The following is a 24,981-nucleotide window of genomic DNA, read 5'->3' as shown; positions in this document are numbered from 1 at the left end:
AGCAAATTATTACCTATGTTTCCAAGCATTAGTTCGCTTATAAAATATCTCACCGGTTGGGATATCCTGTTACCAATTCAAACCTTTGGCTTTTTTGTAGCATTGGCTTTTATGGCCGCTTACTGGGCGTTTGTGCAGGAATTTAAACGGAAAGAAAAACTCGGCTATATCCGCACGTTCGAAAAAACAATAACAATAGGTAAAGCTATCACCCCGGTTGAATTATTGGCTAACTGCTTTTTTGGTTTTGTATTAGGGCTTAAATTGGTAGCGATGGTATTTAACTACCATGCCATGATCGACGATCCGCAGGCATTTCTTTTATCTGCCAGCGGTAATATCCCCGGAGGGATTGTGTTTGCAGCCCTGTTTGGCTACTGGGCCTATGCCGAAAATAAAAAGCAACGCCTGCCCAAACCAGAGACTAAAACTATAAAGGTCCATCCGTATGAATTGATGGGGAACCTGTTGTTATGGGCCGCCATTTGCGGGTTTGCTGGTGCCAAGTTATTTAACGCGCTTGAAAACTGGAACGAGTTTATGGCTGACCCTGTAGGGATGCTGATTGGTTTTAGCGGGCTGACATTTTATGGCGGACTGATTTGCGGTGGCGCGGCGGTTCTTTATATTGCCAATAAACATGGCATTAAGCCTTTAAATATGTTGGATATAGGCGGGCCGGGTATGATGCTGGCTTATGCCGTTGGCCGCATAGGCTGCCAAATGTCTGGCGATGGAGATTGGGGCATCCCTAATCTTAAACCCAAACCCGGCTTTTTAAGCTGGGCACCTGATTGGATGTGGTCGTTTAAATTTCCGCATAATGTGGGTATGGAAGATGCCGGAAACATTATACCCAACTGCGTAGGCAAATATTGTAATGAATTAAAATTACCAGTATATCCTACCTCGTTTTATGAGTCGGTAGTTTGCATTTTATTATTCCTGCTTTTATGGGCCATACGTGACCGTATTAAAATACCGGGTATTATGTTCGGCGTATACCTGATATTAAATGGGATAGAGCGTTTTTTAATAGAACTGATACGCGTAAATACTCGCTACCATGTAGGCGGGATATCGTTTACGCAGGCCGAAATGATTTCCTTATTGCTGGTTATAGGCGGGTTGGCTTTAATTGTTACCGGGTTAAACCGGCAGAAAAAAACAACGGTTAAACGTGGCTAGCGCAACCTTTGGTCAAAAGCTTTTTAAAAACCAGGTAGCCAGGTTTATATTTTCTGCGGGTGTAGGTTTTCTGGTTGATATTTTTGTTTTTTATCTTTTAGATCATAATTTTCTGGAGCAGCCAACTTATCGCGTGTTTTCTTTCACGTTTGATAATTATACGCTTTCGCTGGCTATTTCTTTCTTTTTAGGGGTGATGGTTAATTTTTTAATTACACGGTACCTGGTGTTTAACGAGTCAGTGTCCTCACCGGCAAAACAGTTCTTTCGTTTTGTAACGGTGGCCATAATTGGTTTTTTTGCAAACCTCACTTTACTGGATATCTTTATCCGGTCATTACACCTTTATGCGCCTGTCGCACGTGTTGCGGCAGCTTTGAGCTTGTTCTTCGCCAGTTTTTTTGTACATAAATTTTTCTCATTTAGTTTATCATTAAGACATCATGCAGCCAGACCAGATAGCAAAACAGGTAATTGAGCTTTCAAAACAAGCAGGCGATTTTATTCGCCAGGAAAGAAAAACCTTTAATGCTGATAAAATAGAATACAAAGGTTTAAACGACCTGGTATCGTACGTTGATAAAACTGCCGAAGGCATTATTGTAGCCGGGCTTGAAAAGATCCTGCCTGAAGCCGGTTTCATAACCGAAGAAAAAACAAAAAACAATATTGCCGACCAATATAACTGGATCATTGATCCGCTGGATGGCACTACCAACTTTATACATGGCGTACCTTCATACTCGGTTAGTATCGCCTTAAAAGAATATAATGAGCTGATACTAGGCGTGGTTTATGAAATTAACCTGGACGAGTGTTTTTACGCCTGGAAAGGCTCGCCGGCTTATTTAAACGGTACGATAATAAAGGTGAGCAACGCCCCGACAATTGCCGATAGCTTAATTGCAACCGGTTTCCCTTACTATGATTTTACCAAACAGGCTCAATATATTGAGTTGTTTACGCACCTGATGCAAAGCTGCCATGGTTTGCGCAGGTTGGGATCAGCAGCGGTAGACCTGGTTTACACCGCCGCCGGACGTTTTGATGCGTTTTACGAATATAACCTGAACGCCTGGGACGTAGCTGCCGGGATAGTAATATTAAAACAGGCAGGAGGGCAGGTAGTTAATTTTAATGGTGGCGACGAAGTTTTAAATACCCGCGAGGTATTGGCCACCAACGGTAAAATAACTGAGGAAATGCTGGCAGTAGTTCAACGATATTTTGCCTGACCGTCCTGCGCATAAACATAAAAAAGGATCATACATTAGCTGTATAATCCTTTTCTGATAAAGCTGCTAAGCTTTGATCTTTAAATTTTTTACAAAGCTTCCGATACTACTTCAGTAACCTCGGGCACCATACGTTTAAGCAAATTCTCGATACCTGCTTTTAAGGTGATAGTTGATGACGGGCAGCCACTGCATGAGCCCCGCAACTCAACGGTTACCACGCCTTCTTCAAACGAACGGTAAGATATAGCGCCGCCATCCTGCTCAACAGCCGGGCGTACATAATCATTTAAGATCTGCTGAATTTTGATTTCGGTATCTGTACCTTCAAAGTCAACGGTCTCGGCTTGTTCTTCCAGTTGAACTTTCAATTCAGATTCAACCGCTCCTTTTACAAACTCTTTCAGTATTGCCTCAATATCTTCCCAGTCTGTGCCTTCGGTTTTGGTAACCGTAACAAAATTACTGGCAAAGAAAACGCCGTTTACAAACGAAAATTTATATAACTCTTTAGCAAAGGGTGATTTCTCTGCGCTTTCTTTAGTGGCAAAATCGGCACTGCCATTAATCAGCAACTTGTTCACAATGAACTTCATTGTGGCCGGGTTAGGCGTTGATTCGGTATATACGTTGATATTCATCTTGATCTTCTTTTATTTACTTAACAAAGTTAAATAGCTTTTTGATTAATGTATCATACTAAAATAGTTATGACCTGTTGGTGACGTTGTGCAAATAAGCAGATATGTAAATGTGCTGATGAAAAATTAACTAACTAATCATTGCACATACACACATTTGCATATCTGCACATCAAATCCCTGTATAATTGCCAGGTGTTATCTTTTTAATTTCTTCTTTTACGCTGTCATCAACCTGTAACGTATCTACAAACTCGGAAATAGTTTGTGCGTTAACCTGTGTATTGGTGCGGGTAAGCTCTTTTAGCGCTTCATACGGGTTAGGATAGCCTTCGCGCCTTAAAATAGTTTGGATGGCTTCCGCTACAACCGCCCAGTTAGCTTCCAGGTGCGCATTGATGGCTGGCTCGTTTAATAATAATTTACCCAAACCTTTTACGGTTGATTTAAGCGCGATTAACGTATGCGCCACCGGCACGCCGATATTACGTAAAACGGTCGAGTCGGTTAGGTCACGTTGCAGTCTTGATATTGGCAATTTAGCAGCAAGGTGCTCAAATAAAGCATTTGCAATACCCAGGTTACCTTCAGAGTTCTCAAAATCTATCGGGTTAACTTTATGCGGCATGGCTGACGAACCAACTTCGCCGGCTTTAATTTGCTGTTTAAAATAATTCATTGAGATGTAGGCCCACATATCGCGGTCCAGATCTATCAGGATATTGTTGATCCGTTTTAACGCATCGCATTGGGCGGCAAAATTGTCATAATGTTCAATTTGCGTGGTGTATTGCGAGCGGCTGAGTCCTAAAATATTGTTTACAAAATTATTGCCGAACGCTTTCCAGTCAATGTTGCCATAAGCTACCTTATGTGCATTAAAGTTACCTGTAGCGCCGCCAAATTTAGCCGAGGTTGGCACCTGCTTCAATAATACAAGCTGATTTTCAAGGCGTTCAACAAAAACCTGTATTTCTTTACCCAGGCGGGTAGGAGACGCCGCTTGTCCGTGTGTATGCGCCAGCATGGGTACTTTATCCCAGTCGCCGGCATATTTTTTTAATAAGCTAATCAGCTCATCAATGACCGGATAATAAACCTCATCTAAGGCTAATTTAAAAGTATAAGGTATGGCAGTATTATTAATGTCCTGCGAGGTTAAGCCAAAGTGGATAAATTCTTTAAAATCATGCAGGTTTAACCCGTCAAACTTCTGTTTAATAAAATACTCAACCGCTTTAACATCGTGATTGGTTATTTTTTCAATGTCTTTGATGCTTTGCGCATCAGCTTCATTGAAATTTTTATAAATATTCCGTAACTTTTCTACCAGATTTTCATCAAAATCCTGTAATTGTGGCAACGGATGCTGGTATAAAGCTATAAAGTATTCGATCTCAACAAACACCCGGTATTTGATCAGGGCATATTCAGAAAAATAAGCGCCAAGCCCGGCAGTAGTTTTTCGGTAACGGCCATCAATGGGTGATATTGCAGATAGAGGTGTAAGTGTCATTTTTTTTGATTTTGTGCAAAGGTAACAAATTCGGCATTATTAAGATGTAGTGGGGAATTGGCCTGTTGGCTAAACAGATGTGGAAAACATTTTTTAATGGAAACTTTGAAATCTAAAAATGTTTCCTTAGTTTTGACCAATCAAGTCAATGGGTCAAATAGATAGAATAATACAAGGCGGCGAGGACCTGTTTTTAACAGCAGGCATCAAAAGCGTAACGATGGATGATATAGCCAAACACTTAGGCATGTCAAAAAAAACCATCTACCAGTTCTTTAAAGATAAAAACGAGTTGGTGATAGCTTTGGTAAAGAAAAAGCTGCAGCAGGACGAAGATCAGATGTGCGCCATCATCAACCAGTCGGGCAATGTGATCGAAGAGATGATCAATATGATGAAATGTTCTGAGGATATTTTTTCACGCATCAACCCGATAGTAATTCACGATCTGCAAAAGTATCATCCGGATGCCTGGCAGCAGTTTCAAAGCTTTAAGGCCGATGTTATTGTACGCACTTTAGAAGAATTATTAACCAAAGGGATTAAACAGGGCTATATACGTCCGGATATTGATGTAAAAATTATGGCGCGGATGCGGGTAAACCAGGTAGAGATGGGGTTTAATCCCAACATCTTCCCGATAGCCGAGTTTAGCACCTGGAAAGTACAGTACCAGCTTTTAGAGCATTTTAACTTTGGTATTTGTACGCTTAAAGGATATAAACTATTAAATGAATATAAAAATATAGCTAACGAATAAAATTGACTGCTGACATAGGGTTGTCAACCGGGCGATGTTATTTTGAAGATAATTAATAAATAATACAACTAAACAACACAACAATACAATGAAATATATTTTTTTAACAGCGTCCTTAATTTGCACCATAGCATTAAGCAGCTATGCGCAACAGGCACCGCCACCCAATACGCCGGTAAGCTTTAGCCTGGCCGATTGTATAAAATATGCATATGAACATCAGGACTCGGTAAAAAATGCCGATCTGGATGTTAGAAGTGCTGATTATAAGGTAAAAGAAACTATTGCTACCGGGTTACCGCAGGTTAACGGCTCAATTACCTTTCAGGATTTTTTGAAAACGCCAACCTCGTTAGCTCCGGCAGGTATCTTTGCAGGTACTCCTGACTTCAATGCGCCATTGGTTGCGCTTCCGTTTGGTGCTTTAAAGTATAATAATACTTATGCGCTTAATGCCAGCCAGCTTTTGTTTAGCGGAACATTTCTTGTCGGATTGAAAGCAGTAAAAACTTTCAGAGAATTGTCGCAACGCAGCCTGGTACGCTCAAAAATTGAAACTAATGTTAACGTAACCAAAGCTTACTACCAGGCCCTGGTAAGCAACGAGCAAATTACGTTGTTGGATGCCAACATCGCGCAGCTAAAACAAACGCTTGACCAAACTACACAACAAAATAAGCAAGGCTTTGTCGAGAAGATTGACGTTGACCGTTTATCGGTTCAATATAACAACCTGGTAACTAACCGCGATAATGTACAACGTGCGTTGACCTTAAACTACCAGATGCTAAAGTTCCAGATGGGTATGCCGATTGAGCAGGACCTGACCTTAACAGATAAACTGGCTGATGTCAACATTGACCAAACATTGCAAAATGCAGTGGATACGAGTTTTTATCATAACAGGATAGAATACAAGCTTTTAGAAACTAATGTTATTTTAAACCAGCTGGACGTTCAAAGCAAAAAGGCTGAATTTTTGCCATCTGTTAGTTTAAATGGCGGTTTTTCTGAAGTGTTTCAAGAAAATCACGCTAAGTTTTTATACAACCACGCTTATCCAACCAGCTTCATAGGTTTAAATATTAACATACCCATATTTAGTGGTGGCCAAAAAATTAATCAGTTAAAGCAATCACAGATCAGCGTTTATAAGGCACAAAACGATTTGCATAACGCAACTAACGGGTTCAAACTACAAGCCAACGCAGCACAAATTACATTTACCAACAGCCTGCAATCGCTTAACAACCAAAAACGCAGCCGCGAGCTGGCGCAGGAGGTTTTACGGGTATCAAAAATCAAGTATCAGCAGGGGGTAGGTTCAAGTATTGAAGTTACACAGGCACAAACCGAACTTGAGAACGCAGATAACCAATATATACAGGCGCTTTACAATGCTTTAATAAGCAAGGTAGATCTTGATAAAGCATATGCACGCATTAACTAAAACTAAAATCACCATAAAAATGAAAAAATTAATATACATACCGGCTTTATTGTTGTTAGCGGCCTGCTCGCACAAGCCAAAAGATAAAGCGGCCGAATTAGCCGATCTTAAAAAACAACAGGCAGATATCAATTCAAAAATTGCAGCGTTACAGCTAGCTGATGCAGGTCAGGATTCTTCAAAAAGCACTGATATAAGCGTGTTAAAAATTGCAGCAACCAATTTTACCCATTATGTTGATATACAAGGTAAAATTGACGCTAAAGATAATGTTACGGCTTACCCGCAATCACCGGGTGTTATTACCAAAATATATGTAGCGCCGGGTCAGCACGTTAACAAAGGCCAGCTATTGGTACAACTGGATAACAGCGTGTTAAAAGAAAACATCGCACAGGCCGAGTCGCAGGCGGCTTTAGCTAAAACTTTGTTCCAGCGTCAAAAGAATCTGTGGGATCAGAAGATTGGTACCGAAGTGCAGTTTTTACAGGCACAAACCCAAATGCAAAGCGCACAAAAGCAGGTGGACGGATTGCGTCAACAAGCCGATTTGTACCGCATCATATCGCCAATTAGCGGCAGCATTGACCAAATGGATCTGAAACTGGGCCAGGTTGCACAGCCGGGTACCACAGGTATACGTATTGTAAATGCCGATGTTTTGAAAGTAAAGGCTGATGTGCCTGAATCATATGCGGGCCGGGTGAACCAGGGCGATAATGTTAAAATTGTTATCCCTGATGGTAACGATTCTTTAAGTGCAAGGTTAACTTTTGCCGCTAAAGCAATCGACCCGACATCACGTAGTTTTGCTATTGAGATAGCCCTGCCGGCACGCAAAACATTGCGCCCAAATATGACAGCAATTATTAAGATAGCTGACTATAACCATAGCAAGGCAATTGTTATTCCGTTAAACGCTATTCAAAAATCAGAGCAGGGCGATTACGTTTATGTTAATAATAACGGCATAGCCACACGCAAAAACATTAAAGTTGGCGCAAGCTATGGCAGCCAGGCCGAAATTACATCAGGTTTAGCTATCGGCGATCAGTTAATAACTGCCGGCGCATCTGATTTGAATGACGGCGACAAGGTAAATGTGCTACAGTCTGTTAATTAATCACACTTAACTAATTTGATCTATAATGAAAGATCTTAACAAAGAATTTGGGCCATCAAGCTGGGCCATTGATAATAAGACTGCCATATACGTATTGATATTTTTAATAACGGTACTCGGTCTTATCAGCTACAATAATTTGCCTAAGGAGAATTTCCCGGATATAGCGCAATCAAAGGTTTTTGTGAGCACGCCTTATATCGGCCAATCGCCGCAAAATATTGAGTTGCTGGTAACCAGGCAGTTAGAGAAGCAATTAAAATCACTTAAAGGGTTAAAAAAGGTAACCTCAAACTCAAAACAAAACATCTCTGTTATAACAGCCGAATTTAATGCGGATGTTAAGATCAGGGACGCAAAGATTGATGTTAAGGAAGCCGTTGACAAAGCGAAACAGGATCTGCCGCAAAATGATGCCAACCTGAAAGAATCTATTATATCTGATATTAACGTTGCCGATATCCCTATTCTTTACGTAAATATTTCAGGCGATTACGACTTGAAAAAGTTAAAAGAATATGCGGATAACTTAAAAGACGAAATTGAAAGCTATAAAGAAATATCAAGGGTTGAGGAAGTAGGAGCGTTAACGCCCGAGATCCAGGTCAATGTCGACATGAATAAAATGGCGGCAGTACAATTAACTTTTAATGATATTATGCAGGCAATTGGTAATGAAAATATCATTGCCTCAGCAGGTAACGTAACTACTGATGGTATCCGCCGCAGTATCGACATTAAAAAAGATTACAAAAGCGCTGCTGAAGTGGCCGAAATGGTAGTCAGAAACCCCAAAGGGCAACCGATATACCTGCGTGATATAGCGGAGATCAAAGATTCGTTTTTAGAGCAGGAGAGTTATGCCCGTTTAAAAACGAATGACAGTAAGGATTTCAAAAACGTTATCACCCTTAACGTAAGTAAACGTACCGGCGAGAACCTGATCGAAGCTTCTGACAAGATCAATAGCCTGATTGCGCAAAAATTAAAAACTACGTTCCCCAAGGGGCTTAAGATTACCGTAACCGGCGATCAGTCAGACAAAACACGTACCACCTTAAATGACCTTATAAACACCATTGTTATTGGGTTTATATTGGTTACCATTATCCTGATGTTCTTTATGGGTAGCACCAACGCCATATTTGTGGCGCTGTCTGTACCGTTGTCGTGTTTTATTGCCTTCCTGGTGATGCCGGCTATAGGCTTTACGTTAAACATGATCGTGCTGTTCTCCTTCTTGCTTGCTTTGGGTATTGTGGTGGATGATGCCATTGTGGTAATTGAAAACACGCACCGGATCTTTAACAACGGAGCAATCCCAATTAAGCAGGCTGCCAAGATGGCGGCAGGCGAGGTATTCTTACCGGTGTTTTCTGGTACCATGACCACACTTGCTCCGTTTATCCCGCTGGCTTTCTGGAATAGCCTGATCGGTCACTTTATGTTCTTCCTGCCTATCACATTAATCATAACGTTATTGGCGTCATTAGTTGTAGCGTATTTATTTAACCCGGTATTCGCGGTTGATTTTATGAAACCGCATGTTGAAGGCGAACATGATCATCCAAAATTTGATAAAAAAGTACAGCGTTCATTATTGTACCTGGTAATAGCCACCGTAGTTGGCTATCTGATAAATTTTGGCTTTGGTAACTTTATGGTGCTGATCATAGCGTTATACCTGCTAAACCACTTTGTTTTATTAAGAGCGATAGACGGTTTCCAAAATAATTTTTGGCCCCGCTTTAAAGATTGGTATGCCAGATGGCTGGAACGTGCCGTTAAAAGCCCGTGGGTGGTATTAGGCGGAACGGTAGTCTTATTTATTTTCACCATATTCTTCCTGGTTGCCCGGTCGCCAAAAGTGGAGTTTTTCCCGGCGGGTGATCCTAACTTTGCCTTTGTGTATGTAACCATGCCCATCGGTACCGACCAGGCTTACACCAATGAGGTAACCAAAAAGTTAGAGAAACGTGTTGCAGAAGCCGTTGAACCGGATAAGGATATTGTATCGTCAATCATATCAAACGTTACGGCCAGCGTTGCCGACCCGTCTGATGAAGATCAGGGCGATTACGAGAACAAGAGTAAGATAACCGTTGCGTTTGTTGAATTTGGTAAACGTAATGGTAAGGACACCAAAGCAGTTCTTGCAAAAGTACGTAAGGCTGTTGACGGTATAATCCCGGGCGCTAAAATAGCGGTGGCCCAGGAAAACGGTGGCCCGCCGGTGCAAAAAGATATCAGTATTGAAATTGCGGGTGATAATATAGATACGCTGGTTAAAACAGCCAATCACCTGAAAAGCTACCTGGCTAAACAAAATATAGCCGGTATTGAAGGACTGATTGCCGACGTGCAAACTGATAAACCCGAAATTGTATTTGACGTTGACCGTGAACGTGCCAACCGTGAAGGTATAAGCACCGGCCAGATAACGCAAACATTAGCTACCGCGGTATTTGGCGGTAAAGCCGGCGATTTCAGGAATACGCGGGAAGATGATTACCAGATAAAAGTGCGGGCACTTGAAAGCCAGCGCGGTAATCTGGACGCTTTAAAGAACTTAAAGATCACTTACCGCGACTTAGCCACAGGTGGTGCTATACGCCAGGTGCCGATATCTGCTTTTACAGATGTTAGGTATACTACAACCTATAGTAACATTAAGCACAAACAACAAAGGCGGGTGTTAACACTGGGATCAAATGTTATTAAGCCCAATAATATCAATGAAGTTAACGCCAATATTTTAAGGGCGATAAACAACTTTAAAAAACCGGCTAACGTTACCATTAAAATGGGCGGCGGCCAGGAAGACCAGGCAGAAGCTATGAACTTCCTGCTGGGTGCCCTGGCTACCTCATTTGGTTTGATCCTGATCATCCTGATGATCCAGTTTAACTCGACCGGTAAAACGCTGATCATACTCAGCGAAATATTGTTTAGTATCATTGGTGTATTGCTGGGTGTGAGTATCTTTAAGATGACCATATCTATTGTAATGACCGGTGTAGGTATCATTGCCCTTGCGGGTGTTGTGGTACGTAACGGGATATTACTGGTTGAGTTTACCGACATGTTAATGGAAAGTGGCTCAAACATACATGACGCGGTTGTTGAAGCCGGCCATACCCGGATGACCCCGGTGTTGTTAACAGCTACTTCAGCCATATTGGGTTTAATACCGTTGGCAGTAGGCTTCAATATTGATTTTGTTGGATTATTTACCCATTTCCAGCCGCATATCCACTTTGGTGGCGATAACGTTGCATTCTGGGGGCCATTAGCATGGACAATGATATTTGGGTTAGGTTTCGCAACCATTATCACCCTGATCCTCGTTCCATGTATGTACCTGATTCGTTACCGGATCAAGGCAAGGTTTAGTAAAAACAGCCAGCCGCATAAAACACAACCCGAGCTGGCAGAAGTATAATTGTCGGATCAAAGATCACATCGTAAAAAAGACCGGGCACAAATGTCCGGTCTTTTTTTGTTGAATGGTCTTCCATAACCGGCTATGCCCATCCCGTTATAGCCCCAATGGATTTTGTTTAAAACTCTGCTTTTTTTCAGGAACGGTTATTGCGACGAATGAAGTGGAAAAACTTGTAATTATGAAACTGAAGATAGAGAAACCATTTTGGCAGGTATTAAGTGTTGGTGCATTGGCGGGGATGCGGTCAGCATCTGCTCCTGCAATCACCAGTTATCTATTGAGTCACCACAAATCTAAAACCCTGACAAAATCCAAGTTGAGCTTTTTGCAGTCGAACGTTGTTGCCAGTGGTTTAAAATATATGGCGCTGGCAGAGTTTGTTGGCGATAAATTACCTTTTACACCTAACCGGATAAAACCTGTTGTACTGGTTGCCCGGTGCCTATCAGGCGCGCTGGCAGGCGCGGGGATATTAAAAGCAAGTGGCGGCAACGCATTTACCGGTGCTTTATTAGGCGGAACGGCAGCTGTCGCTTCAACATTTGGCAGTTTCTTTTTACGTAAAGCGACTGTTAAAGCCACCGGGATCATCGATCCGGTTATTGGCGCAATAGAGGACGCATTGGTGGTCGGGGCCGGAATTGAGCTGGCCAGACTGGCTTGAGCAAAGTACATTTGAATCTAATCTGAATTTAATCTCAATGTAATTTGTGTATCAATTTTGAGAGTTTAAACACTTAAAGGCGGGATAATAGGTTAATAATGTAGAATTATTGATAATTTTGTTTAAATAGTCAGTTTTTGGAATAATTAATCTACAATGAGCTCAGGAAGCGACCAGCAGGATATCAAGCGAGATAAAATTTTAGATGCGGCTTATCAAAGGTTTTTGCATTATGGTTATTCAAAAACCACGATGAACGAAATTGCCGGTGATCTGTCTTTGTCCAAAGCGTTATTGTATTATTATTTTCCGGATAAAAGCCAGTTATATATTGATGTTATGCGCAAGCTGGCCGGTGAGTATATTGAAACGCTTGAAAGTAAGCTTAACCAGTTTGATAATCTTAAAGAGGCTTTTATTTCGCAGATAGATGCGCAGCATGATTTTATCGTTAAGAATTATAACTTCTTTGATTTTTTCAGGGTAAATGAGCAGAACCTGCCCGATACCATTTGGGAAATTATAACAGAGATCCATCAAACCGAGTTGACGCTGTTAAGCGCGGCCATAAAGATTGAAGCTGATAAAGGAAATATAAAGCCGGTTGCTAATCCCATTGAAGTTGTCGACTTACTGTTGGATGCCCTGCATGGGGTAAGGGTTAGCGCAGTGTCGCATAAAAAAGTTATGTTCCCTAAAAAAGAGCATCTTGATGAGATACATAGCAAAAGATTAATGTTGCTTGATATTTTTGTTAAAGGGTTAATGTATTAACTAACAGGCCACTGTCACCTCGTCGTAAAAAATATTTATTATGAGTTTAAACAGCTAACTTATTAATACCTTTGACTAAAGTTTTTAGTTTAGTAAATAATCGATACACAATATATTAGTTATAAAAGATACTTCTAAAGTTAAGAGGTGATTGTTTTAGAGTGATTAAGCAGGCCCGAAAGTAAAATTTCAGCCTGCTTTTTTATTTGGTTTAACGGCTTAATGTTCACTCAGGTCTATCAGTGTCCAGTTCTTTTGCTTGTCAACCTGGCCGCCGTTATATTTTAAAATTATCTTAAATTCAGTATTGATCTTTTCGCCGTTATCATTTGTTGATTCAACTGATGATTGGATTACATAAACAGAATCGGCCTGTTTGCCAAACTTGTATTTACTGTCAGCAAATGTGACGCCTGATGACCGGAGGGTTGGGCGGATAAATTCTTTAGCTACAGCATAAACATCATCGCTGCCGGGCATCCCTTTAAAAAATTCCGGTTTTAATGAGCCAGTAAGGGTTATTTTTACTACGACAGTTATCGCGATAAAAATAAATACCAGGAACACCCACAACGCCCGGTTGCCGGTTTTTTTCTTATTGGCTTTTTGGTTTAAATAATCTTGGGTTTTGTTTTCAGATAAATTGTTAGGCATGCTATAAAAAAGGTATTAGATTTTAATGTTTAAAATAGTTCCGGTGCTGTTTGCAGTGTTGAGCATATAACTGGTTAGACTAACCGAAGAATAGGTAAGAAATTAAAATAGCTGTCATTATCCCGAAAAAATCAGCTATAAGCATCGCGGGGATGGCATAGCGTGTTTTCTTGATGCCTACCGCGCCGAAATAAAGCGCCACAATATAAAAAGTTGTGTCGGCCGTGCCATATAACACGCTCGATAAATGGCCGGTAAAGCTGTCTACTCCAAAGGTTTTCAGGTTATCCAGCATCATTGCCCGGGCACCCGAGCCGCTTAGCGGGCGTATAAAAGCAATAGGAATAACATCGGTAAACCGCGTGTCTATATTATGGAAATGTCCGAATATCCATTTAAAACCATCGCCAATATAGGTTAATGCACCGCAGGTCCTGAAAAGGCTCACAGCAACCAGTAAACCAACCAGGTAGGGGATAATTTTAACAGATACTTCAAACCCTTCTTTTGCGCCGTCAATAAATGCTTCAAATATGTTTATCTTTTTTCGTAATCCGCCCAGTATAAATAACGTAGGGATGGTCAGGTAAACAATGTTGCTAAATACTTTCGAAAATTCGCCTATCTGCTGTTTGTTTAAAAAAGCCACAAAATACCATATCATTAAACCAATGGCGGCCGTTATTCCGCCCAGCCAGGATACAACCACCCGGTCAAACAGGTTTATTTTTTGCCTAATGCTAACAACAATTAATCCTGCCAGCGTTGCAACATAGGTAGCTATTATACAGGGGATAAACACATCAGTAGGGTCGGCAGAATGGTATATGGCCCGCTGCGCAATTATGGCAATTGGCAAAATTGTCAGGCCGGAAGCGTGCAGCGTTAAAAACATGATTTGTGCATTTGACGCCGTATCGCTATCCTTATTAAGCCCCTGTAAACCGTTCATCGCTTTTAAGCCAAATGGCGTCGCTGCGTTATCCAATCCCAATAAGTTAGCCGAAAAGTTCATCATCATCTGCCCGACAGCAGGATGATCTTTAGGTACTTCCGGGAAAAGGCGGTTAAAAAACGGGCCCACTATGCGCGACAGGAAATTAATAGCGCCGGCTTTTTCGCCAATTTTCATAATCCCCAACCATAAGGACATTATCCCCACCAATGGCAACGCAATATCCATAACAGCTGCTTTTGACGTGTCAAAAGTTCCCTCGGCCATGAGTTTAAATATTTCTGTATCGCCAAAAAATATCAGCTTAATCAGGCCGATAACAAACGCAATTAAGAAAAAGGCAACCCAGATATAATTTAAAGCCATGTGTTGAGCGTATTTATAGCGGTGTGAAAATATGCAATTTTGATTTGATAAGCACTGTTGTTTTACGCAATTTTAATTAAATATAAACATCTGTAAGGATGACAAACCAAACTTCAGGATATTCGGGAACGCCGCTGGCTAAGAAACTGGGTGTAAAATCAGGGTTTACCCTATGCCTGATTAATGAGCCGTCAAATTACTTCGATCTGTTTACTGACTTTCCGAATGACTGCAGGTTGGTTAGTGATGACGGCGTTAAAAAGGATTTTATCCATCTCTTCACCAAACACAAATCTGAATTTATTGACCTGCTTCCGCGATTAAAAGCTCAGCTGAAACCTGCGGGAATAATATGGGTATCATGGCCCAAAAAGGCATCAAAAGTGAGTGCTGATATTACCGAAGATATCATCAGAAATTACGCGATAAGCATAGGTTTGGTTGACATAAAAGTTTGCGCAGTTAATGAGGTTTGGTCGGGGCTAAAATTGGTTATCCCGGTAAAGGACAGACCCGCAGAGTGAGTTTTTTGATCGCTCTATTTTACAATAGCATGTTGCTAAAATTACAAAAATGTTGATTTAGCCCAAAGTTTACTCCTGCAAAAGTTATAACTTAGCACACTTGTTACATAGATTATGCCTACTATAAATTTAGAACGCGTGCACGGCGACTTCGGCTTTGCTGCAAGTGATGAAAACGGACATACGGTTAATATGGACAGCAGCCCGGAAAGCGGCGGCGAAAACTTTGGGGTGCGCCCTATGCAAATGCTGCTAATGGGGTTGGGCGGATGCTCGGCAATTGACGTGATTACTATTTTAAAGAAACAGCGGCAGGACGTGAAGGATTATAAAATGGTGATCAATGGCGGCCGCGAAGCAGGCAAAGAACCGTCCCTATGGAAAGATGTTACCATTGAGTTTCACCTGTACGGCGACATAGATCCTGACAAAGCCAACCGCGCCGTGGATCTTTCTGTAAATAAATATTGTTCGGTTGCTGCTACTTTAGAAAAAGGCGGCGCCGAGATTAAAACGCAGGTATTTGTACATCCTGCTGTTACTAAATAAAAAGCATATATATAAATGTCAGCTAAAACAGACCCGATAACCCAGGCTATACGCATTCAAACCGAACGAACGCAACAGCAGGAACACTCCACACCTTTATACTTAACCAGTAGCTTTATTTTTGATGAAGCTGAAGCCATGCGCGCTGCTTTCGCTGATGAAACAGACGATAATATCTATAGCCGTTTCAGCAATCCTAACGTTGATGAGTTTATCGCTAAAATGTGCGCCCTGGAAGGTGCCGAGGATGGTTTTGCAACCTCCACCGGCATGAGCGCCATATTTGGGTCCTTTTTTGCATTGCTGAAGCAGGGCGACCACATGATAAGTTGCAGTTCGGTTTTTGGCAGTACATTTACGCTGGTAACCAAATATTTGCCACGCTATGGCATTACCTGCACTTTAGTTCCTGCAGGGGATGAGGCTGCCTGGGAAGCTGCTGTACAGCCAAACACAAAGATGGTTTACCTGGAAACCCCTACCAATCCGCAGTTGGAGATACTGGATCTGGAGTGGGCGGGTAAATTCTCTAAAAAGCATAACCTTATTTTAAATGTAGATAATTGCTTTGCAACCCCTTTATTGCAAAAACCTATTGAATATGGTGCCGACCTTGTTGTACACTCGGCTACCAAATGGATAGACGGGCAGGGCAGGGTGCTTGGCGGTATTGTAGTTGGCCGTGCCGACCTGATAAAAGAGATCTACCTGTTTTGCCGTAATACGGGCCCGGCTTTAGCGCCGTTTAATGCCTGGGTATTAAGCAAGAGTTTAGAAACGCTTGATGTACGCATGACCCGCCATTGCGAAAATGCGCTTAAGGTTGCTGAAACTTTACAAAATAACCCGCGTGTTTCATCGGTAAAATATCCCTTTTTAGTGGGGCACCCACAATATGCCATCGCCAAAAAACAGATGAAAATGGGTGGTGGTGTTTTTTGTATGGAGATAAAAGGCGGGTTAGAAGCCGGCCGCAAGTTTTTAGATGCCTTGCAGATGCTTTCTGTTACCGCCAATTTGGGTGACACACGCAGCATCGCCTCACATCCGGCAAGTACCACACATTCGCGTTTAACGGACGCCGAGCGTTTAAGCGTGGGTATTACCCCGGGCCTGATTCGCATATCAACAGGTTTGGAAAAAGCCGAAGATATAATAGCTGATATTACTCAGGCTTTAGAGAAAAGTGCAGGCTAATTAGCCGCTTCAAATCTGACACATATTATACAAAACTGTATACTTTAAAGTGCAATAATTAATTATTGCACTTTTTTTATGGGACACAGCCTCGCAGCGATTAAGTTGTTTTACCGATATGGCATTACAATTGCCTTTACACGTATATGCCTTTTTTAGGCGTTCAACTAAAACAACAATTATGAAAACAAATTTAAAAAAAGCTGCCCTTATGATGACAGGGGTTCTGTTAGGCGGCGGTGTATTTGCCCAAACAACTGATGTAAGCAATACTGAGTATGTGAAACCATTTTCAGGTGCTTCAGCTTACAATACCTGGTCAATTGGTATTAACGGGGGCTTGCCATCATTAATGTTAGCAACCGGCGGCCATAATGGTTTTGACCATTGGAAGCCAGCTGCTGGTTATGGCCTGTCTATCAGAGATCAGCTTGTTCATTCGTTTGGTTTGCAATTAGATTATAATGGTGGTACAGTAAAAGGCGGAGTTCCTTCAAATGTTCCTTATATTACCAACAATGCCGGCGAGCGTTATACAGACTTTAGCACCAAATTTAATCAGGTTAGTTTAAGCGGCGTATTTAACTTCGCTACAGTTGATTATCTGCGTCGTAAAAATGCAGTACAATTTTTCTTAAACGCAGGATTGGGTGTTGTTTATTATACACCAACTGTTACCGGTTATAATGGCACCGATTTCCCTACCACGGCAACTTCTTCTTTTAAATCATCAGCCCTGGTTATGCCAATTGGCGGAGGTGTCAAATTTAGAGTAAGTGATGCCGTTGCTATTAACTTAGGTTATAACGAGAACTTTATTGATGCAAATAGCTTTAACGGTGTTAATCAATATCCTAAAACCAGTCATTACTCATATGGTTATGGTGGTATAGAGTTCTTTTTGGGTTCAAAATCAAAACCTCATTTACAATGGGCTAACCCGATCACTTCTATTCAGCATGAATACTTAACTGAAGAACAAAGATTGCAAAGTCAGATTGACGCCCAAAAAGCAATCAATGATCAACTTAGAAATGATATCAATGCAACTAATGCTAACCTTGCTAAATTTACCACTGATAGTGATGGTGACGGTGTTGCTGATTTTTATGATAAATGCCCGGGTACACCATCTGGCGTTAAAGTTGATGGTTCAGGTTGTCCGTTACCTGTTGCAGCAGCACCGAGACCTGACGTTAAAGTATACGTAACTGAAGAAGATAGAAAAATTGTAAAAGAAGCTATCAGAAATCTTGAATTTGACTTTGGAAAAGCGACTATCCGTGCGCATTCATACCCAAGTTTAGACAGAGTTGCTCAATTGCTGATCGACAAAAACTTTAGCCTGAAATTAGCAGGTCATACTGATGCTGTCGGATCAAATGAAGCAAACTTAAGATTATCTAAAGATCGTGCAGAATCTATCAAATCATACCTGGTAAGCAAAGGTGCTAACCCATCTCGTATTGAAGCTACCGGTTACGGCGAATCACAGCCAATTGCAACTAATAAAACTGCAAAAGGCCGTCAGATGAACCGTCGTGTTGAATTCACGTTGTTTTAATCTCTATAATAATTAAGCAAAAAAAGTCCGGCCAATTTTGGCCGGACTTTTTTGTTATTGATAATTTTACCTATTGGTAAATAAATTCGCCAAATTCTGAGCGGATCGTTACCTGTTTCGTTTCGGCCGCTTCAACGTAGCCTATTACCTGTGCCTCAACACCAAAACTTTGAGAAATTTTAATCAGATCGTCAGCAATATCCCCGGGTACATAAAGTTCCATACGGTGACCCATATTAAATACCTTATACATTTCCTGCCAGCTGGTTTTTGATTCTTCCTGTATAAGTTTAAATAAAGGCGGAATAGGGAAGAGGTTGTCTTTAACAATATGTAACCGATCAACAAAATGCAATACTTTAGTTTGCGCACCGCCGCTGCAATGCACCATACCGTGCACCTGGCTTCTGTAGTTATCTAGTATCTGCTTAATAACGGGCGCATAAGTACGGGTGGCCGACAAAACCAGTTTGCCTGCGGTAACAGATTTTCCACCGCCTATACTGATTGGATCTGTTAGCGATTTGGTACCAGAAAATATTAACTCTTGCGGGATAGCAGCGTCATGGCTTTCTGGATATTTATCGGCTATGCTTTTATTAAACACATCATGACGGGCAGATGTTAATCCGTTCGACCCCATACCGCCGTTATATTCTTTTTCATACGTTGCTTGCCCGTAAGAGGCCAATCCGACAATAACATCCCCCGGTTTAATACGGTCGTTTGATATTACGTCCTCACGTTTCATCCGGCAGGTTACCGTCGAGTCAACAATAATAGTACGAACAAGATCGCCAACATCCGCTGTTTCGCCACCCGTCGAGTAAATGCCTATGCCGGCCTCCCTCAACTCTGCCAGTATTTCTTCGGTACCATTAATAATGGCTGCGATAACTTCGCCGGGTATCAGGGTTTTATTTCTGCCGATGGTAGATGATAAGAGGATATTGTCCGTCGCGCCTACACACAGCAGGTCGTCCAGGTTCATTATGATGGCATCCTGTGCAATCCCGCGCCAAACAGAGATATCGCCGGTTTCCTTCCAATAGGTATAAGCAAGCGAAGATTTTGTACCGGCGCCGTCGGCATGCATAATATTGCAATACAGCGGATCATTGGTTAAAATATCCGGCACTATTTTGCAGAATGCCTGCGGAAAAATGCCCTTGTCAATGTTTTTTATAGCGTTGTGTACATCGTCCTTAGAGGCAGAAACGCCTCTTTGATCATATCTTTGCGAAGAAATCATGGGCCAAATATACCGTCATAAACACGAAATGCACGAATTTATTCGAATTTCACAAAGGTAATTCGTGAAATTCGTCCTGTATTTCGTGCATTTCGTGAAAAATTATTTAATAAACAGCAGTTCCCTGAACTTAGGTAGTGGCCATAATGAATCATCTACCAATTGCTCCAGTTTATCAACATGGTACCGGATAGGCTGGAAGTATGATTTAACTTTCTCATCATAAGTAATAGCTTTTTCCCGCAGGTCCTCAATATCATTTGCCTTCTTGCGCTCGGCAACCATCTGGTCTACGTTTAATTTGATGAAATTAATGTGCTCGGCAATTTTATTAATAATGTCCAGCTGTACCTGGTAAACAGAACTGTCCAGTCCCAAACCTTTTAGCCCGGTTGCATTTTCAACCAGTTTGCTTTGGTAATCAATTGCCGACGGAATAATGACGTTCATTACCAGTTCGCCGATAACGCGGGCCTCGATCTGTAGTTTTTTATAAAAAGCGTCTAATAATATCTCATGGCGCGCCTGCGCTTCGCGTTTAGTAAATACAGAGCTTTCTGCATACAGGATCTCGGATTTCTCTGAGACGAATGCATCAAGCGCTTTGGGCGTGGTTTTAAAGTTGGACAGGCCCCTTTGTTCGGCTTCTTTTTCCCATTCTTCACTGTAGCCATTACCCTCGAAGCGGATATTTTTTGATTCTTTAATATATTTTTTGATCACTATTAATAAGGCAACGTCTTTTTTCTCGCCTTTTTTCAACAGTTTATCTACATCATACTTGAATTTTTTAAGCTGATCGGCCACGATCAGATTTAAGATCGTCATCGGGCTGGCCGAGTTTGCTGATGAGCCAACCGCGCGCAACTCAAACTTATTACCGGTAAATGCAAACGGCGAAGTACGGTTACGGTCTGTATTATCTTTTAATATTTGCGGTATTTTAGGGATGCCCTGCCATAGCAATGCCTCATCTTTAACTTTTTTGCTGATCCGTGAGGTTTCTATCTCGTCCAAAAGCTCGCTTAACTGGCTGCCCAGGAATATAGATATAATAGCGGGAGGGGCCTCATTTGCGCCCAGGCGGTGATCGTTATTTACAGAGGCAATGGATGCGCGCAATAAATCGGCATGTTCATACACCGCTTTAATGGTGTTAACAAAAAACGTCAGGAACATCAGGTTGTTCTTGGGCGTTTTGCCCGGCGACAATAAGTTTTTACCCGTATTGGTAATCATCGACCAGTTATTGTGTTTGCCTGATCCGTTTATACCGGCATAAGGTTTTTCGTGCAGCAAAACTTTAAAGTTATGGCGCTTGGCTACGCGATCCATCAGGTCCATTAATAGCTGATTATGATCTATAGCCAGGTTGATCTCTTCATAAATAGGGGCACATTCAAATTGCGATGGTGCAACCTCATTATGACGTGTCTTTAATGGTATGCCCAGTAATAACGACTCGGTTTCCATATCCTGCATAAACGCATATACACGTTCAGGTATTGAACCAAAGTAATGATCTTCTAGCTGCTGATTTTTGGCAGACATATGGCCGAATAAAGTACGTCCGGTTAAGTAAAGATCAGGGCGTGCATTAAATAAGGCAATATCAACCAAAAAATATTCCTGCTCAATACCTAATGATGCATTTACTTTTTCGATGCCTTTGTCAAAATAATGGCAAACATCAACCGCAGCTTTATCCAAAGCACTAACGGCCTTTAATAAAGGTACCTTATAATCTAATGCCTCACCGGTGTACGATACAAATACAGTTGGTATACATAAGGTGCGCGCCATTAAAAATGCCGGAGAAGATGGGTCCCACGCGGTATAGCCCCTGGCTTCAAATGTATTACGGATACCGCCGCTTGGGAAACTTGAAGCATCAGGCTCCTGTTGCGCCAGGGCATCCCCCGAGAAAACTTCTATAGCACCGCCATCGGCTGTGGGTTCAAAAAAAGCGTCATGTTTTTCGGCTGTGGTGCCGGTAAGGGGCTGAAACCAGTGGGTATAATGGGTAGCGCCCTTACCCAAAGCCCATGATTTCATAGCGGTTGCAACCTGTTCTGCCATGTCCCGGGGGATAGGCTCGCCTTTTTCAATAGAGTTTACTATACTATTATAAGCTTCTTTTGAAAGAAGCTCCTTCATTTTTTTTATATCGAATACATTGGCGCCAAAAAAATCAGAAATTTTTGAAGAAGGCGCCTTTGTTTCAGGAATTGTCCTTGTTAATACAGCCTGTAAGGCTTGAAAACGAATATTAGGCATGGTTTGCGTTTTTATTTTGATGGTTTAGCTCAAAAATAGAATTATACTTTAAAATAAACGGTAATTATTATAGGAATTTATAAAAGTTCCGCGCTTTTTTCTATTTTTTTATACGATGGTAATATAAATAGGGTTGCCGCACTTTATTTGGTGTATTTTCTGTTTTTTAGAATTAAAAAGAGCCTTTTTTGAAAAATATCTATTTATTTATTGGAAATCGTAAAGATAAATCATCTTTTTTTGGAGAAAATCAAATAAAGTTGGGATAAATAATTGTATAAATTATACCTTGTATAGTTTTTCAATTAAAAATTATTCAAAAAGTCTATTAAATAATTGTTAAATTTTATATTTATCGTAATAATTTACGATTTAATGCAATTTTTTTAATCAAACTCTTGTTTTTCATAAAATTCATCCATAATTTTATGAAAATATTAACAAACTGATATTTCAACAACGATATTGTTAATATTTAAATGAAAAATTGCAACAACGCTTATTAATTATACAAGAAACAAAATCACATTTAACTAATTCACTAAATCAACAAACAAAATGAAAGTAAAACAACCAAAATTCACCCTGCTAAGCGCGTTTCGCGGATTGACGCGGGAGAAATGGGCGCTGGGTGCGACCATTTTAACTGGAAAAATGATTGGCTTAGGCTTGGTGGTGGCAGCAATGTTCACTATTCCGGGGTTATTGCCTACTGCAGCTCACGCTGCCGCTGCTCCGGCAAAACCAACTGATATTGAAACTTCAATCATGAATTCAATCAATACAGTTTGGACATTGGTAGCTGCGTTTTTGGTATTTGGGATGCAGGCAGGGTTTGTAATGCTTGAGGCTGGTTTTGCTCGTAAAAGAGAAACAGTTAACGTATTAATGGAGTGTATATATGATACCTGCCTTTGCGGGATCTTATTTTATGCCGTTGGTTACGCATTTATGTTTGGACATGGAAACGGTTTTATAGGATGGGGTGGCGCTGACGGTAAAAACTGGTTCTTCCTGCAAAATACGCCTGCAACTTATGAGGCTTACGGCGTACCTATTTTGGCACACTGGATTTTCCAATATGCTTTTGCTGATACCTGCTCAACTATCGTATCGGGTGCAATGATCGGCCGTACAAGTTTCCGCGGAGATATCCTTTATAGTATAGGTATTACTGGTTTTATCTACCCGATAATAGGCCACTGGGCCTGGGGACCTGACGGTTTCTTAGTTACTATGGGTACACCAACCGGTTTCTTACCGGGTATTGGCCAGGGTTTCCGTGATTTTGCCGGTTCAACAGTTGTACACACCATTGGCGGTGTGGCGTCATTAGCCGGTGCTATTGTATTAGGCCCGCGTTTGGGCAGAATATTTGCCCGGGATGATAAAGAAAAAGGAGGAATGCCACCGGGACACAACATGGCTCTTGCCGCAGTAGGTACCTTTATCCTTTGGTTTGGATGGTACGGATTTAACCCTGGAAGTACCTTATCTGGTATGGATGTACAGGGTATCGGCCGCGTTGCTGCCAACACTACACTTGCTGCCTGCTCTGGTGGTATGATGGCTATGTTAGCCGGTTTATGGTGGGGCCCCACTAAAGGTAAATTTGACCTGGGTTATACATTAAATGGTTTATTAGGTGGCCTGGTTGCCATTACCTGCCCTTGCTACTGGGTTAGCCCGCTTGGCGCGCTTGCTTTAGGTGCTGTTGCCGGGTTCCTGGTATATGCGGCAATGAACTTTATTGAGTGGTTACGTATCGACGATCCGGTTGGTGCAGTATCTGTACACGGTTTTTGCGGTATCTGGGGAACTCTGTCTTTAGGTTTATTCGCTTCTGGTCAATACGGCGTAACAGGCGTTAGCGGCCCGGATAACAGTGCACCGGTAACCGGTTTATTTTATGGTGGTAACGCAAGTGTGTTGGAGGCCCAGGCCATCGGTACATTTACTATCGCGATAGCAGTGTTTGTGGTGTCAATAACCATGATGTACATCATCAATAAATTACCAAATCCATGGAGACTGCGTATTGAAGAACATGGCGAACTTGGTGTAGGCGGTATTGATATGTTTGATCACGGTATAGAAGTATATCCGGTAACTGACGATGATATTAGCTTAAGCGGCCTTTTTGATAAAGGCACTAAAGTAACAGCTTAAGGTATAAATACATATTTAACCCTTGTGCGGCTGATAATGCCACGCTATTATCAATCGTACAAGGGTTAGCTATATCTGACTGCAAGCAACTAACGAAAAAAATATTAATAAGGTCCTGACATACAATTTATAAAATAAACTATTACAACAGCAATAAAACACAACAATCTATTATTAATCAATCACTTATCAAATTATCATGAAAAAATTATTACTTTTATTACTTACTGTATCAGCATTTAGCCTGGCGTCGCAAGCCCAGGATACTGTTAAAACGACCAGTGATGCTCCGTTAGTTATTTTCGGTTCGGCGGATGCTTATTATAAATATGATTTTTCAGGTCATAACAACATTGCGCTTCCGGCGGGAGGTACCTATTATGGCAATGACCAGAATTCATTTTCAATAGGTATGATCGATTTTGGTTTTAAGAAGAAAGTAGGCAAAGCTGCTTTTGTAGGTGAATTATCTTTTGGCCCGCGCAGTGATGCTTCGTTACCGGTTCCTTCTAATCATATCGAGAACTTATACGTATCCTATGACGTAACGGATAACTTCAATTTAACGGGTGGCTATATGGCTACGTTTGTTGGCTATGAGGTTATAGCCCCGACAGGAAACTTTAACTATACAACTTCCTATTTGTTTAGCTACGGGCCGTTCCAGAATGCCGGTAT

The 24,981-nt window shown here is 41.4% G+C and carries 21 protein-coding genes; 15 read left to right on the top strand and 6 right to left on the bottom strand.

The window, feature by feature from the left end; genetic code table 11:
* Nucleotides 1–15 precede the first annotated feature (15 nt).
* The 3 genes from LJ658_RS14310 to LJ658_RS14300 are packed head-to-tail and all read left to right on the top strand — an operon-like array spanning nucleotide 16 to nucleotide 2,423.
* The gene (locus LJ658_RS14310; protein WP_230547205.1) at nucleotides 16–1,188 is read left to right on the top strand and encodes a prolipoprotein diacylglyceryl transferase; all 1,173 of its coding nucleotides are present in this window, start codon (nucleotides 16–18) and stop codon (nucleotides 1,186–1,188) included.
* Nucleotides 1,181–1,666 (top strand): GtrA family protein, encoded by a 486-nt coding sequence (locus tag LJ658_RS14305; protein WP_230547204.1) that lies wholly within the window; start codon nucleotides 1,181–1,183, stop codon nucleotides 1,664–1,666. Before LJ658_RS14310 ends, LJ658_RS14305 begins: the two co-directional genes overlap by 8 nt.
* Nucleotides 1,632–2,423 (top strand): inositol monophosphatase family protein, encoded by a 792-nt coding sequence (locus LJ658_RS14300; protein ID WP_230547203.1) that lies wholly within the window; start codon nucleotides 1,632–1,634, stop codon nucleotides 2,421–2,423. Before LJ658_RS14305 ends, LJ658_RS14300 begins: the two co-directional genes overlap by 35 nt.
* 89 nt (nucleotides 2,424–2,512) lie before the next feature.
* Here LJ658_RS14300 and LJ658_RS14295 read toward each other — a convergent pair whose 3' ends face one another.
* Together LJ658_RS14295 and purB are read right to left on the bottom strand one after the other, a co-directional pair.
* On the bottom strand, nucleotides 2,513–3,064 hold the full coding sequence (locus LJ658_RS14295) for a NifU family protein (protein ID WP_230547202.1): 552 nt from the start codon (nucleotides 3,062–3,064) through the stop codon (nucleotides 2,513–2,515).
* 172 nt (nucleotides 3,065–3,236) lie between these two features.
* Nucleotides 3,237–4,580, bottom strand: coding sequence for an adenylosuccinate lyase (gene purB, locus LJ658_RS14290; RefSeq protein WP_230547201.1), 1,344 nt, complete (start codon nucleotides 4,578–4,580; stop codon nucleotides 3,237–3,239).
* Between the two features lie 148 nt (nucleotides 4,581–4,728).
* Here purB and LJ658_RS14285 point away from each other — a divergent pair, with 148 nt between their 5' ends.
* From LJ658_RS14285 to LJ658_RS14260, 6 genes are all read left to right on the top strand, one after another.
* On the top strand, nucleotides 4,729–5,340 hold the full coding sequence (locus LJ658_RS14285) for a TetR/AcrR family transcriptional regulator (protein ID WP_230547200.1): 612 nt from the start codon (nucleotides 4,729–4,731) through the stop codon (nucleotides 5,338–5,340).
* 88 nt (nucleotides 5,341–5,428) lie between these two features.
* Entirely contained in the window at nucleotides 5,429–6,790 is a 1,362-nt protein-coding gene (locus LJ658_RS14280; RefSeq protein WP_230547199.1) for a TolC family protein, read from the top strand.
* 19 nt (nucleotides 6,791–6,809) lie between these two features.
* Nucleotides 6,810–7,913 carry an efflux RND transporter periplasmic adaptor subunit gene (locus LJ658_RS14275; RefSeq protein ID WP_230547198.1) on the top strand — a complete coding sequence of 368 codons (1,104 nt, stop codon included), beginning with the start codon at nucleotides 6,810–6,812 and terminating at the stop codon, nucleotides 7,911–7,913.
* 25 nt (nucleotides 7,914–7,938) lie between these two features.
* On the top strand, nucleotides 7,939–11,355 hold the full coding sequence (locus LJ658_RS14270; RefSeq protein ID WP_230547197.1) for an efflux RND transporter permease subunit: 3,417 nt from the start codon (nucleotides 7,939–7,941) through the stop codon (nucleotides 11,353–11,355).
* A gap of 181 nt (nucleotides 11,356–11,536) precedes the next feature.
* Nucleotides 11,537–12,022, top strand: coding sequence for a DUF4126 family protein (locus LJ658_RS14265; protein WP_230547196.1), 486 nt, complete (start codon nucleotides 11,537–11,539; stop codon nucleotides 12,020–12,022).
* A 156-nt stretch (nucleotides 12,023–12,178) separates the two neighbouring features.
* Nucleotides 12,179–12,796 (top strand): TetR/AcrR family transcriptional regulator, encoded by a 618-nt coding sequence (locus tag LJ658_RS14260; protein WP_230547195.1) that lies wholly within the window; start codon nucleotides 12,179–12,181, stop codon nucleotides 12,794–12,796.
* A gap of 219 nt (nucleotides 12,797–13,015) precedes the next feature.
* Here LJ658_RS14260 and LJ658_RS14255 read toward each other — a convergent pair whose 3' ends face one another.
* Together LJ658_RS14255 and LJ658_RS14250 are read right to left on the bottom strand one after the other, a co-directional pair.
* Nucleotides 13,016–13,450 (bottom strand): hypothetical protein, encoded by a 435-nt coding sequence (locus LJ658_RS14255; protein ID WP_230547194.1) that lies wholly within the window; start codon nucleotides 13,448–13,450, stop codon nucleotides 13,016–13,018.
* 79 nt (nucleotides 13,451–13,529) lie between these two features.
* Nucleotides 13,530–14,771: a nucleoside recognition domain-containing protein gene (locus LJ658_RS14250; protein WP_230547193.1), complete on the bottom strand. Its 1,242-nt coding sequence runs from the start codon at nucleotides 14,769–14,771 to the stop codon at nucleotides 13,530–13,532.
* A 98-nt stretch (nucleotides 14,772–14,869) separates the two neighbouring features.
* Here LJ658_RS14250 and LJ658_RS14245 point away from each other — a divergent pair, with 98 nt between their 5' ends.
* The 4 genes from LJ658_RS14245 (at nucleotide 14,870) to LJ658_RS14230 (ending at nucleotide 18,605) form a co-directional block, all read left to right on the top strand.
* Nucleotides 14,870–15,295, top strand: a complete 426-nt coding sequence (locus tag LJ658_RS14245; RefSeq protein ID WP_230547192.1) for a DUF3052 domain-containing protein — start codon at nucleotides 14,870–14,872, stop codon at nucleotides 15,293–15,295.
* Nucleotides 15,296–15,409: 114 nt separating this feature from the next.
* Nucleotides 15,410–15,844, top strand: coding sequence for an OsmC family protein (locus tag LJ658_RS14240; RefSeq protein WP_230547191.1), 435 nt, complete (start codon nucleotides 15,410–15,412; stop codon nucleotides 15,842–15,844).
* 15 nt (nucleotides 15,845–15,859) lie between these two features.
* Nucleotides 15,860–17,041: a PLP-dependent aspartate aminotransferase family protein gene (locus LJ658_RS14235; RefSeq protein WP_230547190.1), complete on the top strand. Its 1,182-nt coding sequence runs from the start codon at nucleotides 15,860–15,862 to the stop codon at nucleotides 17,039–17,041.
* 181 nt (nucleotides 17,042–17,222) lie between these two features.
* Nucleotides 17,223–18,605: an OmpA family protein gene (locus tag LJ658_RS14230; RefSeq protein ID WP_230547189.1), complete on the top strand. Its 1,383-nt coding sequence runs from the start codon at nucleotides 17,223–17,225 to the stop codon at nucleotides 18,603–18,605.
* A gap of 70 nt (nucleotides 18,606–18,675) precedes the next feature.
* Here LJ658_RS14230 and LJ658_RS14225 read toward each other — a convergent pair whose 3' ends face one another.
* Both LJ658_RS14225 and LJ658_RS14220 read right to left on the bottom strand, forming a co-directional pair.
* Nucleotides 18,676–19,857 carry an AIR synthase related protein gene (locus tag LJ658_RS14225; RefSeq protein ID WP_230547188.1) on the bottom strand — a complete coding sequence of 394 codons (1,182 nt, stop codon included), beginning with the start codon at nucleotides 19,855–19,857 and terminating at the stop codon, nucleotides 18,676–18,678.
* 102 nt (nucleotides 19,858–19,959) lie between these two features.
* Nucleotides 19,960–22,134 carry a glutamine synthetase III gene (locus LJ658_RS14220; protein WP_230547187.1) on the bottom strand — a complete coding sequence of 725 codons (2,175 nt, stop codon included), beginning with the start codon at nucleotides 22,132–22,134 and terminating at the stop codon, nucleotides 19,960–19,962.
* A gap of 558 nt (nucleotides 22,135–22,692) precedes the next feature.
* On the opposite strand from LJ658_RS14220, the gene LJ658_RS14215 reads away from it, so the two are divergent.
* Together LJ658_RS14215 and LJ658_RS14210 are read left to right on the top strand one after the other, a co-directional pair.
* On the top strand, nucleotides 22,693–24,303 hold the full coding sequence (locus tag LJ658_RS14215; RefSeq protein WP_230547186.1) for an ammonium transporter: 1,611 nt from the start codon (nucleotides 22,693–22,695) through the stop codon (nucleotides 24,301–24,303).
* Between the two features lie 199 nt (nucleotides 24,304–24,502).
* Nucleotides 24,503–24,981 (top strand): outer membrane beta-barrel protein (locus tag LJ658_RS14210; RefSeq protein WP_230547185.1); only part of this gene is annotated, 479 nt, incomplete at its 3' end.

The organism is Mucilaginibacter sp. UR6-11, from assembly GCF_020880695.1.
Lineage (GTDB): Bacteria > Bacteroidota > Bacteroidia > Sphingobacteriales > Sphingobacteriaceae > Mucilaginibacter.
This window is presented reverse-complemented; position numbering and strand designations above follow the sequence as displayed.